The following is a 16605-nucleotide window of genomic DNA, read 5'->3' as shown; positions in this document are numbered from 1 at the left end:
AAACTCCATGTTTTGCAATACAGCTACTAATAGTCACCATTTCAGTTATAAAGAAAGGTAATACTATGATAAAAGTTGATAACTTATCCTTCTCATTTCCGCAAAAAGAACTATATACAAACATTTCATTTACGCTTGAAGAGGCACAACATTGCGCTTTTATAGGAACAAGTGGCAGTGGGAAAAGTACATTGATAGATATACTGATGGATCCAGAAAGATATTTGTTCGAGGGCAGGTTAGAAATAGATCCGGCTTGCAAAATTAGACATGTAAGTCAATTCCCACAATTCGACAAAACGAAAGAAACAACAGTTTTTGAATATATAGGGGAAGAATTTATTAAGATACAAAATGAAATAACAGCTATTTGTACGGAAATGGAAACATCATCGGATATGGATGCGTTATTAGAAAAGTATCAATTAGCTTTAGACACATTTGATTCAATCGGTGGGGCTGATTTTGAAAGCAACATTAATAAGAAACTAAATCTAGCAAACCTCATGAAGCTAAAAGATCTTAGGGTATCCGACCTGAGTGGTGGGGAATTCAAACTTATTCAAGTGATGAAGGAAATGCTTAGTAGTCCAGACTTAATGATTATGGACGAACCCGATGTATTTTTAGACTTTGAAAACCTAAATGCGCTTAAAAATCTTATTAATTCTCACAAAGGAATGCTGCTAGTTGTTACGCACAACCGATATCTATTGAATCATTGTTTCAACAAAATTCTACACCTTGAAAACATGGAGATCCAAGAGTTTGATGGGCGGTATATTGAGTATAATTTCTCATTACTTCAGACAAAAATTGAGTTGCAAGAAATCGCAGTCGCTGAACAAGAAGAAATTGAGAGATACGATAACATTATTGATAATCTTAGAGCTATCGCAACTTATAATTCAGAAGCATCTAGAGGGAGAGCATTAAAAGCTAGAGTTAGGTTTCAAGAAAGATTGGAAGCGCGTAGAATTAAAGCGCCATTTGTTGATATTAAGCAACCTAAAATTAGTTTTGGTATTGAAAATGAGATTGAAGAAACCATTGTTGTAAATGTCAATAATTATAGTGTTACGTTTGATGAGTTGCTTTTAGACAATGTTAACTTTGAGATAAAATCTACGGATAAAGTAGCCATTATTGGTCCAAACGGTACCGGGAAAACGACTTTACTCCGAGATATCTTTAAAAATAATCATGCTTCAATTGAAATAAATGCTAATGTTAAAGTTGCTTATTTATCTCAGAATCAAGGCGAAGTGCTAAAGGATTCTAATACAATACTAGAAGAATTCATCGATGCTGGGTTTAAAACTTATGATGAGGTTAGATCGTATATTTCAAACTATGGCTTTGAAGGAGAAATCGTTAATCAAAAGATAGCATTTTTATCTGGTGGAGAAAAAAATATGCTTCAATTGGCTAAAGTTTCTGCCAGCAAAGCAAACGTATTGCTTCTTGATGAACCGACAAGCCATTTAGACACCTATACGCAAATAGCACTGGAGAAAGCCATTGAAGACTATAAAGGTGCGATTCTCATGATTTCTCATGATTTCTACTCTGTAGTAAATGGTATGGATTATGTGTTAATCATTGACGATAAGACGATTAGAAAAATGAGTATGCGAAAATTTAGACAGATGATTTATGCGAGCCATTTTGATAGAGACTATCTAGAAAATGAACAAAATAAAAAATCAGTTGAAATGAAAATAGAATTGGCTTTAAAAGATACTAATTTTGAACTTGCAAAAGTATTGGTTGAAGAGCTAGAAGAGCTGATTAAGTTGCTTTAAATTACAACCCTCTGATCGAAATGAAGACCCCACAGGAATTAGAAAAGAAGTTTAAGTTTGCCCGGCAGAAGTCTAAACTAGCGGGAACCATTAGGGGTTCGTTTTTTGTGATTAAAGGAGAATATTAAAGTAAGTGAAAGCGCAATTGGAGTAATCCATACACTTTTTCTTTTTGCAAAAGAGATGCGTGATCAAAGAGAGGGCCATCCTAAACGGGATGGCTTAAAACTTGCCGTTTCACCTAGCGCGGTGAACCTTACCATAAGTAAGGCGTTAAACCTAAAAAGGACCGTCAGGATGATCTCCTGACGGTTTTTCTTTAATTATTTAAAATCGCCTAACAAATAATTGTAGAAGGGTTCGTCCACCCAGAACTTGTAGGAGTCGACGTTCAAGCTGGCATTGATTTTCTTTAGGCCGGTAACAACATCATTAGATTTATCGCTGAGCGAGAAGGACTGTGCATAATAATGGCCTTTACTAACTTTATTATTAGAAATTACTTTGTAGTCTTTCACATCGGTTAATGAATAGTAGAGTGGCTGCCACCAGGAAGAGTAAATAAGTCCTGTCTCGTCTTTACTGTTCTTTTTAGCATATTGGAAAATGACTTGCTGGAACTTGTTCTTTTGCTCGGCGTTATCGAATTCGAACTCAATGTCGTATTCCTTGGCGTAGGCAATGAAATTGCCGTTCTCGATTTGGACGACTTGATAATCATCGGATTGTGTCGGCTCGCCCCATTCTTTCAAATAGATGAAGGCAGACGTTTTGGGCTCCAGCTGTACTTTCGCTTGAATGTTCTCGCTGCGCAGCAGTCCGATTAACTGAATCGCATGCGTAATGTCAGAATGTCCATAGGTGAGAGAAAGCTTTGGATCAAAGTTTGCGTCGAAACGAGAATCTTTCAAGTTATAGCCGGTAACTAGATTCTTTTTCAAGGCTTCATCGAAGACAGCACGCAATTCCGTTGATGAAATAAGATCCTCCGTACGCCAAGTATCGTTAATTTTGCGGAAAATATCATCATCGGAAGTCGTTCCAATATAGTGCTTATATTGTCCTTGGAAAGTAAGAATCTTACCCAGCAGTTCGTTCGCAAAGCTTTCGCCAGCCGCAGCATCCGTTTCGAAATCGGAGGAGACGAGGCCAGTATCAATAGCGGCGGCCAGCTCTTGGGCGGCTTGCAGCGTTAGTTGATTGTTTTGATCGTAGTCTATATGTACTTTAGCCAGAGCGGCTTTAATTTTATCCTTGGGATATGTATATGCGAGTTCTTTCAAGCCGGCGGCTTTTAAAGCGATGAAAGTTGCCTGCAGTTGGGTAAGCGGCTGATCACCTTGCAGCTTGCCTTCGGATAGAATGCCTTTTTCGTGCAAAGCAAGCGCTGCTTTGTAATAAGGGCTATCCTTTTGAACGTCTGTAAAGGCATTGGTCTGATCTTTCGCTTCCGCTTTCAAGATGCTGTTAACTGCGATAACGAAATCGCCCTTTGATATGGAGTCTGACAAGCTGATGGTATACTGGTTTTTCAAAAACTGTTTGTATGCTGCTGCAGAATCACTCGCTTCAGCGGCAGCGCTTAATGTGCTCACAGAGGCGAAGAGGACAGCTGTTAAAGCAGCTATTTGCAAAGATTTGCGGGATTTCAATGGTTTCATAAGAATAAAACACCTCCGAGTTTTTTAATTCATATAGGAATAGTATGGTTTATTGAAATATATCAGTTAAGCCTATAGGTGTCAATAAATAATAGTTGTCGTTTTTATTCTTGACATGACCTATGGAATCTACTACTATCAGTCTTAGTTGAAAAGTCGCACTTTGTCGAATAGGATAAAAAAATCTTTGATAAAAACAGATCAAAAGGGGAGAGCCACACATGAAAAAAACGTTATTTTCTATTTTCGCCCTTACATTAATGCTGACTGGCTGCGGCACCGCTAAAAATGATACAGCAGCTCCGGCAGCTACGAAAGCTGCAGAAGCAACGAAAGCGCCTGAAACCAAATCATCCAAAAAAATTATTCTAATAACACCAGAAAAAATCGGTGTGAACCCTTTCTTTGCTCAAGAGGATGAAGGTGTTAAAAAAGCAGGTAAAGAATTTGGCGTTGATGTGAAAACAGTAGAATCTACGGATGCCAGCGCGATAGAGCAAAACCTGCGTGCTGCTGTTGCAGATAATTATGATCTTATTATTACCAGCTCCTTTGAATCCGAGGATGCTCTGAAAAAGGTAGCTGCTGAAAATCCAAAGAAATCTTTTGCTATTATTGATACAGTAGTTGATTTGCCGAACGTTAGAAGCGTAGTATTCCGTGAACACGAGGCAGCATATTTGCTTGGTGCGGCTGCGGGTCTTGCAACTAAGAAAAATGTTGTCGGTATGGTGGCAGCAGTTGATATTCCTTTGATCAAAAAATACACAGTCGGTTTCCAAGAAGGCTTGAAATCAACGAATCCGAATGCAAAATTCATCGTCAACTATGTAGGCAGCTTTACGGATCCAGCAAAAGCGAAAGAATTGGCATTGACGCAATTCTCTCAAGGAGCAGACTTCATCGCAGCCGCATCAGCTGTTGGCGATTTGGGCGTGTTCGAAGCTGCTAAGGAAAAAGGCTTCTACACATCTGGCCAAGATATCGACCGTACAGTGACAGATCCTGAACACATTGTTCTCTCTCAATTGAAAGGTACAGACAGCGTTGCTTACCAAACTGTGAAAGATTTCGTGAATGGAACTTTTAAATTTGGCGCTATGGATTACGGCTTGAAAGAAGACGGAGTTGGTCTTACTTTTGTAACCAAAGAAAGCAAATCCAAACTAAGTCCATTTATTGGACAAGACGTTGTGACTAAAGTTAAGACCATCAAAGACGATATCGTAGCTGGCAAAGTTACGGTTCCGAATCCTCTGAAATAGTAGTACGTCCTTACAATCATAATATGACCCTGGAAACTGTTTACGGCGACGTAGGCAGTTTCCGCATTTCTAGGAAAGGAGTGCGAAACCCGTTATGCTGCTTCAAATGAACCAAATTACCAAAACCTATGGAAGCTTGACAGCCAACTCCAACGTAGATTTTTCGCTGCGCGAAGGTGAAATCCATGCGCTAGTCGGCGAGAATGGGGCAGGTAAAACAACCCTGATGCGCATCCTTTACGGAATGGAACAGCCAACGTCGGGATCGATTATTTTACGGGGAAGAAAAATTCAGTTCGTGAATCCTACGGATGCGATTCGTCATGGCATCGGTATGGTGCACCAGCATTTTATGCTGTTTCCTTCATTTACGGTGGCTGAAAATATTGTCATCGGCAATGAACCGCAAGTCGGCATGAAGTTCGACCGAAAGAAAGCTGCCCTGCAAGTGAAGGCATTGTGTGACATGTACCGACTACCCATTGATCCACTCAGGAAAGTGGCTGACCTTCCGCTAGGATTACAACAGCGTGTTGAGATTTTGAAGGTGCTCTATCAAGGTGCAGATATCATTATTTTGGATGAGCCTACGGGTGTTTTGACTCCGCTGGAAGCGAAGGAACTGCTTGTCATTATGAAGAGCTTAGCGAGCCAGGGTAAAAGCTTCATTGTTATCACACACAAATTACATGAGGTCATGGAAGTTGCGGACCGAGTTACGGTGCTTCGAGACGGTAAAATCAGAGGGACTGTAGATACATCGGCAACTAACGCAGAAGAACTTTCTAGATTAATGGTAGGAAGAGAACTGGTGCAAACGAGCAAAAGTGCCGCAAGACTTGGTGAAACGGTTCTCGAAGTGAAAGAGATTTCCATACAAGGCAAGAAAGGAAAGCCCGTACTCAATCGTGTCAGTCTTGAGGTGAAGGCTGGCGAGATCTTAGGTGTCGCCGGTATTTCCGGTAACGGACAGTCTGAGCTAATCCAAAGCATTACAGGACTCCAATCGATTGATCAAGGTCACATTCGTTTGATGGGCAAGGACATTACAGGCTGTTTGGTTCGTGAGATCAGAGAAAGCGGGCTTTCGCATATTCCTGAGGATCGTTACCAATGGGGAGCTGCCAAGGAAGGCAGCGTACTTGAAAACGGTACTATGGGGCATCACAGAACGCATCGGCGTAACGGATTATTGCAAGGCAAGTCACTGCGAAATATCGTTGACGGATTCATTCAGCAATTTCAGATTAAAACAGGTTCCCAGGATACGAAAGTCAAATTTCTATCTGGAGGCAATCTTCAAAAACTGATTGTGGCCAGGGAAATTGCCCAAAAACAACCGTTCCTTATCGCTGCCGAACCCACGCGTGGCGTTGATGTTGGAGCGATGGAAGTAATCCACGATGAGCTGTTGAAAAAACGAGATGAGCAGGGTGCGATTCTATTGGTATCTTCGGAATTGACGGAGATTCTTAAGCTTTCTGATCGCATTATCGTGATGTATGAAGGGCAAATTGCGGGGGAACTGTCAGCGCAGCATGCGACTGAGGAGCAAATCAGTCTGTTGATGGCAGGAGGTAATTCCCATGCTTAATTGGAAAGGAAACATTGGCGCGCTGCTGCAGCCGCTTATTGCGGTATGTATCGGTTTACTGGGCGGGGCCATCGCCATCGTTTTGATTGGCGGCTCCATTTCGGACACATACGCACAAATGTGGAAAGGCGCTTTCGGCAATTTTTACTTTTTTACAAATACGTTGACGCGAGCGACACCGCTTATATTAGTTGGATTAGGCGTTTCAATAGCCTTCCGCGCCGGATTTTTCAACATGGGTTCTGAAGGTCAAATGATCCTTGGTGCTTTAACCAGTGCGATAATTGCGCTCTATTTTCCTGGACCTGCACTATTTAAATTATTCGCCGCGCTTCTGGGCGGCATTGCAGTCGGCGGTATATGGTCAGCCTTTGCTGGTTGGCTTGATGCGCGATTTAAAATGAATTTGATTGTCACCACACTCTTGCTCAATTATATTGCAGCTTTGTTTGCAGGCTATTTGGTTGCCTATCCGCTCAAGGATAAAACGGGATCAGCTGCACTAGCGCAAACGATGATGGTGGATAAAAGCATATGGCTGCCCAAGCTTTTCCAAGGGATGAGCATGCATGCGGGCTTCATCATAGCCATTGTTTTTGCGGTTCTTTTATTTTTGTTTATTAAATACAGTGCTTCCGGTTACGAAATCCGCATGCTTGGCTACAATCCGTTGTTTGCCGCTTATGGAGGCGTAAACCGCGGAAAATTAATGCTCGCGAGCATGTTCGCGAGTGGCGGTTTTGCTGGTCTTGCAGGCGCAGTCGAAGTGCTTGGCATGCAGTATCGCTATACGGACGGCATGATAACAAATCCGGGTTTCGCTTGGTCTGGCATTATGGCTACGCTGCTTTCGGGCGCACATCCGCTCGGTACGACTGTTGCCGCAGTTCTTCTGGCTGCACTGCAGACAGGCGGTATGGGTGTTGAACGTAACACGAGCATCCCCCTCGAAATATCAAGTGTCATTCAGTCTCTCTTGATTTTGTTCGTTACGGCTAAGTTCAGTTATACCCTATGGAAACGCAAGAAAGGAGGAGGAAGCGATGCAGCATCTTCTTGATGTTTCGTTATTTAATTCCATGATACGGATGGTTGCTCCGATTCTCCTCGCTGCGTTGGGTGGTGCGATTTGCTCAAGAGTGGGGTTGTTCAATGTTGGTTTGGAAGGCTTCGTGCTTGTTGGTGCGTTCTCTGCTATTGTAGGCAATCATTATTCCGGGAATGTGTATCTAGCTGTCTTGATTGCGATTGCGGTGACGATGTTATTTTCGCTCGCATTTGCGTATATTAGCATCCATTTGCAAGCGAACGTGATCGTCGTTGGTATTTCATTTAATTTTCTGGCGCTCGGCTTAACAGCGTTCTGCCTAAAAGCCATTTTCCATGTGAAGGGCGCCTTTTACGATAAAAATATGGTTGGGCTTCCGAAGTGGAATATTCCCATTCTTCAAGACATACCTGTGATTGGCGGTATTATTTCGGGCCATTCCCCTCTTATTTACTTGGCCTTTGCACTGGTGCTTGGCTTGCAGTACTTTTTGTTTAAAACAGTCCTTGGTTTCCGCTTGCTAGCCGTGGGTGAGAACCCAGTTGCAGCGAAAAGCATAGGCATTAAAGTAGGCCGAATGCAGTATCTGGCCGTGTTAATTTGCGGCTTGCTTTGCGGGTTGGCAGGGGCTCAGCTGTCACTCGGTCAAGTCACGATGTTTACCGAAGGCATGACGGCGGGCAGAGGCTTTATCGCACTGGTCGCAACGATGTTAGGACAAGCGAATCCGCTTGGCGTTATGGCATCGAGCCTACTTTTTGGACTGATGGATGCATTCAGCATCAGGCTGCAGGGCTTCTCGCTGCCGACACATTTCACACAAATGCTTCCTTATATTGTGACGCTGCTGGCGATGCTCTTTTTTAGAAAGAGCAGTTATATGGCAGATGCTCAGAAAGCTAACGGAAGCTCGCGCTAGGTTGCAAAAAGGAGATAATGACAGATGGCAAAAGACACCAAAGCTGATCGAATCAGAAAGATGAAGGTTCCCTCCGTAGGTGCGGCAATGTCAGACCGAGTCCCGCCTGGGCAGGTTCTGACAGACCGGTTTCCTATTTTGCATGAAGGAGAAGTACCGGAATACAACATGGCGGAGTGGACATTGCGAGTGTTTGGCGAGGTCGAAGAGGACAAAGTTGTTACGTATGAACAATTGCTCACGATGCCTCAAACGCAAGTCCTCTGCGATATTCACTGTGTAACCCGTTGGTCGAAGCTTGACACGGCCTGGGAAGGAATTCTATTTCGCGATTTTCTTCGCCTGCTCGATATCAAGCCGCAAGGCAAGTTCGTCATGCTGCATGCCGACAACGATTATGAAACGAACGTCCCGCTCGAAGATCTGATGGGCGATCACGTTTTGTTGGCTTTGAAATATGATGGGAAGCCGCTGACTCCTAAGCATGGTTGGCCTCTACGGCTGATTGTACCTCACCTTTATTTTTGGAAAAGTCCTAAATGGATCCGAGGTGTCGAATTTATGACGGCTGACCGCGAAGGCTTCTGGGAACAAAACGGCTTCCACAATGTGGCCGATCCATTCCAAGAGCAGCGTTTCTCGGGGGAAGCGATTCCGATTCCAGAAGATGAATGGGAAAAGAAGGAGTTTGATTGACATGCTATTACCAATTTTACAGGTTCATTCAGAGGATTTATCGCCTTATGCGATCGTATGCGGTGACCCTTTTCGCGCGGAAGTCATAGCCAGCAAGCTTGATCATAGCAAAGAACTCGCCTTCAGCCGTGAATATCGCACGTTTGTTGGTGAATCACAAGGAGTTCCGATTACGGTTGTAAGTCATGGCGTCGGATCGCCAGGTGCAGCGGTTTGTTTCGAGGAACTGATCAAAGGCGGTGTAAAGACACTGATTCGCGTTGGTACAGCAGGCTCCTATTCAGCTGATGTTCCGCCAGGCAGCTTAGTCGTCAGTACGGCTGCCGTGAGGGAAGAGGGCTTAACCCGCCAACTCGTTCCGCATGGATTCCCAGCAGTTGCTGATCTGGATGTCGTGCAAGCGTTGTACGAAGCCGCATCAGAGACGGATGGTCTTGTGCGCAAAGGGATTACCGTGACGCTGGATGCCTTCTTCCAAGGTGTCGAGGAATTTCCGCACCGCAAATACAAGCAAGCCGGTGCTCTTGCCGTTGAGATGGAAATCGCAGCGCTCTACGTCATTGCTTCATTGCGCGGTGTACGTGCAGGTGCGATTGTTGCACTGGACGGTTATGCCGATGCTGATTTGAGAGAAGTTTACAACCCTCATACCGATGTTGTCGCACAAGCGGTTGAACGTGAAATTCTGACGGCGATTCGTGCCGTTATCAAACTGCACGCTAAGGCTTAGACACATTGGGATAATCGATGGCGCAGCGGTAACTAGTTTAGAAGAAGCTACCCTCAAAAGGCGTTTTTGAAAGTTAGTTATGGCTCTATGCCCATTACTGTAATGTGCTATGTTTTGCTTTGGTAACCAGAACTTATCGAGGGAACGTAGAAGCGCTATATGGACGAAAAACACCAGAAATCATAAGGAAGGGGAACGAGGAGGCGTTATTTCACGGGTTTTTATCTCCGAATCGCTCCTTTTGATCAAATAACGCACATACGTTCCTCTTAGTTGATTTTATGCGAAGAATTCCCAAAATAGCGGTTCTACGTTCCGCTAACTAGAGTTCGGGGTGACTTTCTATTGCAGCTGAAACAAAACAAAAAAATGAGAAGGCAAGAATCTTGCCTTCTCATTTTTTTGTTTTCTGTACCCAAAGTAATCTACTTGGGTTAGAGCTTTATGCGTATGTAACGATTATGTCATTAAAAAATTGGGATTCTTGCTTTATTCCCATCTTTGGCATATAGAATGGCTTCTGAACTAAATAAATCAACGTGTTCTAACGGTTGAGCAAGGTTCATCGTTGTAAATTTGTTATAACGAAGAGCGTTGATCAGAGAGGGAATTAATTTGTGGTCCGTTCCAACGAAATTGACAGAAATCGGTGTTTTGTTAAATAAAATATTCATTCTCAACTTCAACTCATCTCCTATAAAAAAATAAATAATAATATTAACTGAGTATTAAGAATATCATCTATGAAATAATAAGTCCGTCGATTACCGTTGTCGGAATAACACTAGTTCTGTCGAGGCTCAGGAAAAAAACACGTGCAAATAGAGGCGACTTGAACCAATACGTTCAAGTCGCCTCTTCGTTTTAGAGAAAACGACGATGATGCTTTTTACCGTCATAGGTGAACAAAACCGGCTTATCTTCAACGATGGTATGCATATGAATAGATTTGCCCCAGAGCTTATAAATGTAAGGGAGCGTTCGCTCGACATACTTGAGATCAAGTTCGACCCCTTCGAAAGCGTGCTTCAAATACAATTCGCCGCTGCGCTGGTAATCGCCATCTTCAACAACAATGTAGGGGAAGCCGCCATTTACACGTGAGTAGATGAGCTGATCCCGGGTGTTTTCCCACGTTTTATCGGTAATCTTCCATTCAGGGCCTTTCTTTTCAAATACATATAAATCGAGTTCTTCTACGAGAGGTTTATTCAAATAATTCCGGATAAACGAGGTATCCGATTCGTATTCGCGGACTTCGAAGATTTTGGCACGACCATTCCCGGGTTTGCGCCCATGCCTTCTTATTTCTTCTTCCGTCGGATTATCCCAGTGCTTCTCGATATCTTCATAAATTTTGAGCCCGAGATAATAAGGATTTAAGGTATGACGGGACGGAACCACGACCGAGGAGTTGAGCTTGGAGTACTCAATCGTCTCCTCTTCAGTCAAATCCAGCTCGCGCAATATGTGTTGGTGCCAGTAAGAGGCCCAGCCTTCGTTCATGATTTTCGTTTCAAGCTGCGGCCAGAAATAGAGCATTTCATCGCGGAGCATCGTCAGAATATCCCGCTGCCATTCTTCCATATAGGGGGCATTCTCCTCGATGAAGAGCAAAATATCTTTTTCAGGCTGAGGTGGAAAGCGTTTGTTTTCTTCTTTTTCAGGTGCAGGGGGTTTGTTCTTAACATCTAGATCCCATATATCCTCATATCCATAGGTTGCTACGGAACGTGCAGCTGGTGTAGAGGCTTTATGGGTCTCCTGACGCTTACGCGTCTGTCGATAGGATAGGGTCAACACAGGATCAATGTGCTCCTGAATAGCTAGCACTGCGTCAATGAATTGCTCGACTTCGTCAATGCCGTGTTCGATTTCATATTGCCGAATTCTTTCGGCGGTTGCGGACATGCTTTCTACCATATTGCGGTTCGTGTTTGCGAAACGGGCATTATTTTTGAAAAAGTCACAATGGGCAAGAACGTGTGCGACGATCAGTTTATTTTGAATGAGCGAATTCCCGTCTAATAAGAAGGCATAGCAGGGGTCAGAATTGATGACTAATTCGTAAATTTTACTTAAACCAAAATCATACTGTGTTTTCATACGGTGAAAATTTTTACCGAAACTCCAGTGACTGTAACGCGTCGGCATTCCATAGGCACCGAAGGTATAAATAATTTCGGCGGGACAGATTTCATACCTCATCGGAAAGAAATCAAGTCCAAAGCCTTTAGCAATTTCCGTTATTTCATCAATGGCGTATTCGAGCTTTTGAATTTCGGTTTTACTCACTGAACAGCCACCCCTTCCTGCTTTGTAAAAAAGGTTTTCAGTGCTTTGTACACTTCACCTTTCTCACGAATGACATAATGAAGAAATTTAGGATCATGAATATGGCGGAAAGCGGACATGAGTGTACTGCTGCGATTGTACTGGTTAACTTCGCCATAACCGAACATGTTGGAGCGCTCCATTAACTGCGTAATAAGTTTCACACAGCGTTCGTTATCTGACGTCAAATTATCTCCATCGGAGAAATGAAACGGATAAATATTAAATTGTGACGGCGGATACCGTTTATCGATAATATCAATTGCTGCTTGGTAAGCCGAGGAACAAATCGTACCTCCGCTTTCGCCCTTGGTGAAAAACTCTTCCTCCGTGACCTCTTTCGCTTCGGTATGGTGGGCAATGAATACAATCTCGACATTCTCATACTTCGTGCGCAAGAAGCGCGTCATCCAGAAAAAGAAGCTGCGGGCTATATATTTCTCAAAGGAACCCATGGAACCGGAGGTATCCATCATCGCAATAATCAGAGCATTCGAGTGAGGCTTCTCTATCTCTTCCCACGTTTTGAAACGAAGGTCATCAGGGCTGATATGATGGATCCCAGGGGAGGCTGAGCGCGAATTACGGCGCATATTCTCCAAAATGGTCCGTTTCTTATCGATGTTGGACATAATCCCTTTTTTACGGATATCGTTGAAAATCACTTCCGTCGTGGTCATATTGCGCTTATCTTTTTTCTGCAAATTGGGGAGCTCCAGCTCAGAGAACAACATGGCTTGCAGTTCCTCCATGCTCACTTCCGCTTCATAGTAATCTTCGCCAGCTTGATCGCCAGCACCCTCACCTTTCCCAGGCCCTTGCGCAGGCTGTGGATCTGTCCCTAATACATCGCCAACTTGAGAGTCACCATCGCCCTGACCAACATGCTTTCCTTTACTAAAGTTATAGCGGAATCGGTATTCATCCAGACTCTTAATAGGCACTTTTACGACCTGTTTTCCATTGGACATGACGATACTTTCGTCAGTAACCAGATCGGGAAGATTCTGTTTAATGGCATCTTTCACCTTCTCTTGGTGCCTGGTCTGATCCTGATATCCTTTGCGATGCAAGGACCAATCCTCTTTGGAAACGATAAAAAGGGGTTCTGTCATGAGGACACCTCCTTAGAGTTTTGCTTTAGCGAAATTTACGTCGTAAGCTTTTGCTGAATTATTATGGCAAGCATAATGCTGAACGGACTGAGGTGAAAAAAAGCTTGTTATTAAATATATTCAAATATGGGTGGGATATGTGATGCTTTGTAAGTTTGCCAGACCGAAGAGTTGACAGGTAGAAGAGAATTTCCATTACATGTCGAATATTCAGGTTATTTAGTTCATTTTCCTCATTTTCACATCAATAGAAGGTGATATTGTCCTTATCTAGAATTATGTCTCAGAACAAATCCGTTAATTGTCAATGTATGGAAGCGAGGTGAACCGTGATACGACGACGACCTATTCCTATCTTCATCCAGCTGCTGGCTGGTATGTTTCTCATTGCGGCTCTGGCTATTGCGCTTACCAATCTGTTCAACTATCGCTTAACTTCACAGCTAGCGCTGAATCGTACGGCTGGATATACGCAGGAGTCTGTCGATCAATTGTCGGCAAAGATTGATGTGCTGCTGCGTCAATATGATCAAGCCTCTCAGATGATTGCGTTCGATGAAAAGGTGCAGACCGCTTTGAACAAGCCGATTACGAAGCAAGGAGGGCAAGAGCAGCTTGCGCTGAACCGCTACCTTGCGGAGAAAACGCGCTATATCGCAGGTGAAATGCTCATTCACCTTTTCGACAGGGAAGGCAATGCTTACTCGTCTAACGAGTCGCTCCAATTGTCTTGGCGGAAAGCGGACGACGCTGTGAGTGCTGTTACTTGGTACAGAAAAATGGAGGAGCTCGATGGTCATATGCTATGGGTGTATGGTCCGGCTTGGCGAGACGGTGAGATTCCTGCCATTATTGGGGCTCGAAAGCTGAAAGACTCTCGAAACCTCACCATACTGGGGGATCAGTTCGTGGTGTTTCCTGTGGAGAAAATGAACCGGATGATTGGTGAAACGGGCCAGCGCATCGAGCGAAAGGTGCAGGTGATGGATTCCATAGGGAATATCGTGTATTCGACGGAGCCTCGCGAGATTGGAACAGCGGCAGATCAAGGGCTGTTTGCCAAGTTCGGCGGAAATGCGCAGCCATTCTTCGAATGGACGACGAGGGAGGATCGCAAACGGATGCTTGTGGCCTACGCCAAGTCCAATTACAGCGATTGGACGACCATCGCTTACTTCAAGCCTGAAGCGGTGTACAGTGACGCTTCGCAGATGTGGGCGAACGCGCTGCTGACCATGGCTGCAGGTATCGGGATTGCCCTCGCGCTGGTAGCGTACTTCACTTGGACGTTAACGAAGCCAATCCGTCAATTGGCCGACGGGATGAACAAGCTGAGCAAGGAAGGCATCAAGCCGATCGACCGGCCTTTTGCGAGCCGGGAGATCACGCAGCTGTATTCGAACTACAATGCCATGGTGCGTCAGCTGGAGGAAGTCGTGCAACGGCTCTCCGAGCAGCAGATTAGTGCCCAGAGAGCGGAGCTTGTCGCATTAAAAGCCCAGTTCCGCCCGCATTTCTTATACAATTCACTGAATCTGATTTACTGGACGATTGAGGACGAGAGGCCGGAGAAGGCACAGGAAATGACACTCGCGCTCGGAGAACTGCTTCGCTACAGCGTCCATCCATCGACCGATTTCGTGACCCTCGGGGAGGATCTGGCGCAGCTAGACAGGTATTTATTGCTCCAACGAGCGCGTTTCGGAGAGAAATTCAATGTAAGCATTGACGTTGAGGAAGGATTGCAGCAGCAAAGCGTGATCCGGCTCGTCCTGCAGCCTCTCGTCGAGAATGCCTTCCACCATGGCTTAGAGCATAAAGACGAGGGGGACTGGCTAATTCGGGTCCGGATCTACCGTGAGGGCGGCAAGATTCTGTGCTCTGTGGAAGACAATGGCGTAGGCATGCCGCTTACGGCCCTGCAGTCGCTTGAAGACTCGATTCATCGGGAGCAAGGCTTTGAGAAGAAGGCGGGCGGCATCGGGTTAAGCAATCTGCATAAGCAGTTGCAGACTTTCTTTGGTCCAGGTTACGGAATCCGCCTGATGACAAGTCAATTGGGAGGACTGCAGGTGGTATTATCGCTTCCATTGCTGGACCCGCCATCTCAGTTAGATAGGGATCAAGGATTGTTAATGCTGGGTAAGAGAGGGGATGATGGCGCTGCCTAAATTATTTCTTCGGCTTTCACTAGTACTGGCAATGATCAGCCTGCTGTGCTCCTGCTCCCCCGAAATGGTCATGCCGAGTGTGAAAAGCTCTCCGAAGCCCAGTACACTGCGTATCTGGCTGTGGCCGGGAAGCGGGCTGGAGCCGCTGATTAAGAAGTATGAGGCAGACAATCCTCAGATGGATGTTGAGATGGTTACTTTTCAATACGACGATGTGGTGCCGAGTCTCATGACTTCGCTGGCCACGAAGGCCGATTCCCCTGATCTTGTTCTGTTGGAGGCTTCGCAGCTGAATCAATTAAAGCGCTTCCAGAGCCAGTTCTATAACCTTTATGACTACGGCGACGAGCGGGTTCATTATCTGGACTGGAAATGGCGGCAAGCGGAAAGCAAGAATGGTGGCTTCTTGTATGCCATGCCTGTAGATATCGGGCCAGTGGCGCTTGCGTACCGTCATGACTTATTTGAGGAGGCCGGTTTACCAACAGAGCGGGAGGAGGTGGCGGCTTATTTGTCCGATTGGGATGCGTTGGAGCAGGCAGGAGTCCAATTGAAGCAGCGGACGGGGGCTGTATTATTCGATAATATAACGAATATCTTCCTTAGCTATCTCAACCAGTTTGACGGTCAATATGTACTGCCTGTGGAGCATGAATTAAGTCCTCATGTTAAGGAAGCTTGGGATCGGGCGGTGTATTTCCACAAGCGTGGTCTCAGTGCTGGGTTGCCGTCGCAGACCTCATCTTGGGCCGAAGGAGCGGTTAATCGAAAATTCGCCCTCGTATTAGCGCCCTCTTGGCTTCACGGCATGATGAAGAAGAATGCTCCTGCTACAGCGGGCAAGTGGGATCTGACCCAGGCACCTGGTCTGCCATCCAATTTAACGGGGACGTACTTAGCGGTACCGAAGACAAGCTCATCTCCCCATGCGGCGTATAAGTTAGCCGGCTGGCTAACGGCTCCGCAGCAGCAGCTGGCGAATTTTATCGGCAGCGGGAATTTTCCTTCCACACCGGAATCGTACTCCTCTTCTAATTTCCTGGAGGTTCACGATCCCTTTTTCAATGATGCGCCTGTCGGTCAAATTTATTCTTACACGGCGCTTCGCTACAAATCCGGCTACGATGATTACGATTATACGGCGATTGAAAGATGGATTCGTGACGGTCTTCGGCGGGTTGAATCTGACGGTGCAGATCCTGATTTAACGTGGAGAGGGATTATGCAGCAGTTTGAGACGCTAAACCATGTAGAGGGAGGAGGGTAA

General features: G+C 45.0%; 13 protein-coding genes and 1 pseudogene. 10 read left to right on the top strand and 4 right to left on the bottom strand.

All coding sequences use genetic code 11. The features are described from left to right. Positions 1-65 precede the first annotated feature (65 nt). Positions 66-1805 carry an ABC-F family ATP-binding cassette domain-containing protein gene (locus tag AC58U0_RS09690; protein WP_497378793.1) on the top strand — a complete coding sequence of 580 codons (1740 nt, stop codon included), beginning with the start codon at positions 66-68 and terminating at the stop codon, positions 1803-1805. A gap of 20 nt (positions 1806-1825) precedes the next feature. Continuing rightward, positions 1826-1933: pseudogene (locus AC58U0_RS09685) on the top strand (DUF8821 family protein); the annotation flags it as partial. A gap of 195 nt (positions 1934-2128) precedes the next feature. Here AC58U0_RS09685 and AC58U0_RS09680 read toward each other — a convergent pair. Continuing rightward, positions 2129-3466 (bottom strand): S-layer homology domain-containing protein, encoded by a 1338-nt coding sequence (locus tag AC58U0_RS09680; RefSeq protein WP_497378792.1) that lies wholly within the window; start codon positions 3464-3466, stop codon positions 2129-2131. Positions 3467-3687: 221 nt separating this feature from the next. On the opposite strand from AC58U0_RS09680, the gene AC58U0_RS09675 reads away from it, so the two are divergent. The 6 genes from AC58U0_RS09675 to AC58U0_RS09650 all read left to right on the top strand — a co-directional run bounded on the left by AC58U0_RS09675 (position 3688) and on the right by AC58U0_RS09650 (position 9718). After that, positions 3688-4731, top strand: coding sequence for a BMP family lipoprotein (locus AC58U0_RS09675; RefSeq protein ID WP_497378791.1), 1044 nt, complete (start codon positions 3688-3690; stop codon positions 4729-4731). A 94-nt stretch (positions 4732-4825) separates the two neighbouring features. Continuing rightward, the gene (locus tag AC58U0_RS09670; RefSeq protein ID WP_497378790.1) at positions 4826-6325 is read left to right on the top strand and encodes an ABC transporter ATP-binding protein; all 1500 of its coding nucleotides are present in this window, start codon (positions 4826-4828) and stop codon (positions 6323-6325) included. Further along, positions 6318-7385, top strand: coding sequence for an ABC transporter permease (locus tag AC58U0_RS09665; protein ID WP_497378789.1), 1068 nt, complete (start codon positions 6318-6320; stop codon positions 7383-7385). The genes AC58U0_RS09670 and AC58U0_RS09665 overlap by 8 nt, the downstream gene beginning before the upstream one ends. Continuing rightward, the gene (locus AC58U0_RS09660; protein ID WP_497378788.1) at positions 7369-8292 is read left to right on the top strand and encodes an ABC transporter permease; all 924 of its coding nucleotides are present in this window, start codon (positions 7369-7371) and stop codon (positions 8290-8292) included. The genes AC58U0_RS09665 and AC58U0_RS09660 overlap by 17 nt, the downstream gene beginning before the upstream one ends. A gap of 24 nt (positions 8293-8316) precedes the next feature. Then, on the top strand, positions 8317-8988 hold the full coding sequence (locus AC58U0_RS09655) for a sulfite oxidase-like oxidoreductase (RefSeq protein WP_497378787.1): 672 nt from the start codon (positions 8317-8319) through the stop codon (positions 8986-8988). A 1-nt stretch (position 8989) separates the two neighbouring features. After that, complete coding sequence (locus tag AC58U0_RS09650; protein WP_497378786.1) at positions 8990-9718, top strand: nucleoside phosphorylase; 729 nt, start codon at positions 8990-8992, stop codon at positions 9716-9718. A gap of 467 nt (positions 9719-10185) precedes the next feature. On the opposite strand, the gene AC58U0_RS09645 is transcribed toward AC58U0_RS09650, so the two are convergent. From AC58U0_RS09645 to yhbH, 3 genes are all read right to left on the bottom strand, one after another. Continuing rightward, on the bottom strand, positions 10186-10398 hold the full coding sequence (locus tag AC58U0_RS09645; protein ID WP_029197871.1) for a hypothetical protein: 213 nt from the start codon (positions 10396-10398) through the stop codon (positions 10186-10188). Between the two features lie 184 nt (positions 10399-10582). Then, entirely contained in the window at positions 10583-12013 is a 1431-nt protein-coding gene (locus AC58U0_RS09640) for a SpoVR family protein (protein WP_497378785.1), read from the bottom strand. Continuing rightward, entirely contained in the window at positions 12010-13167 is a 1158-nt protein-coding gene (gene yhbH / locus AC58U0_RS09635) for a sporulation protein YhbH (protein ID WP_497378784.1), read from the bottom strand. The genes AC58U0_RS09640 and yhbH overlap by 4 nt, the downstream gene beginning before the upstream one ends. Before the next feature lie 329 nt (positions 13168-13496). On the opposite strand from yhbH, the gene AC58U0_RS09630 reads away from it, so the two are divergent. Both AC58U0_RS09630 and AC58U0_RS09625 read left to right on the top strand, forming a co-directional pair. Continuing rightward, positions 13497-15338: a cache domain-containing sensor histidine kinase gene (locus tag AC58U0_RS09630; protein WP_497378783.1), complete on the top strand. Its 1842-nt coding sequence runs from the start codon at positions 13497-13499 to the stop codon at positions 15336-15338. Then, positions 15325-16605 carry an ABC transporter substrate-binding protein gene (locus AC58U0_RS09625; RefSeq protein ID WP_497378782.1) on the top strand — a complete coding sequence of 427 codons (1281 nt, stop codon included), beginning with the start codon at positions 15325-15327 and terminating at the stop codon, positions 16603-16605. Before AC58U0_RS09630 ends, AC58U0_RS09625 begins: the two co-directional genes overlap by 14 nt.

The sequence above is a fragment of the Paenibacillus sp. J31P190 genome (assembly GCF_059692075.1).
The sequence above is the reverse complement of the archived record's forward strand: the minus strand, read 5'-3'. Positions and strand labels throughout refer to the sequence as shown.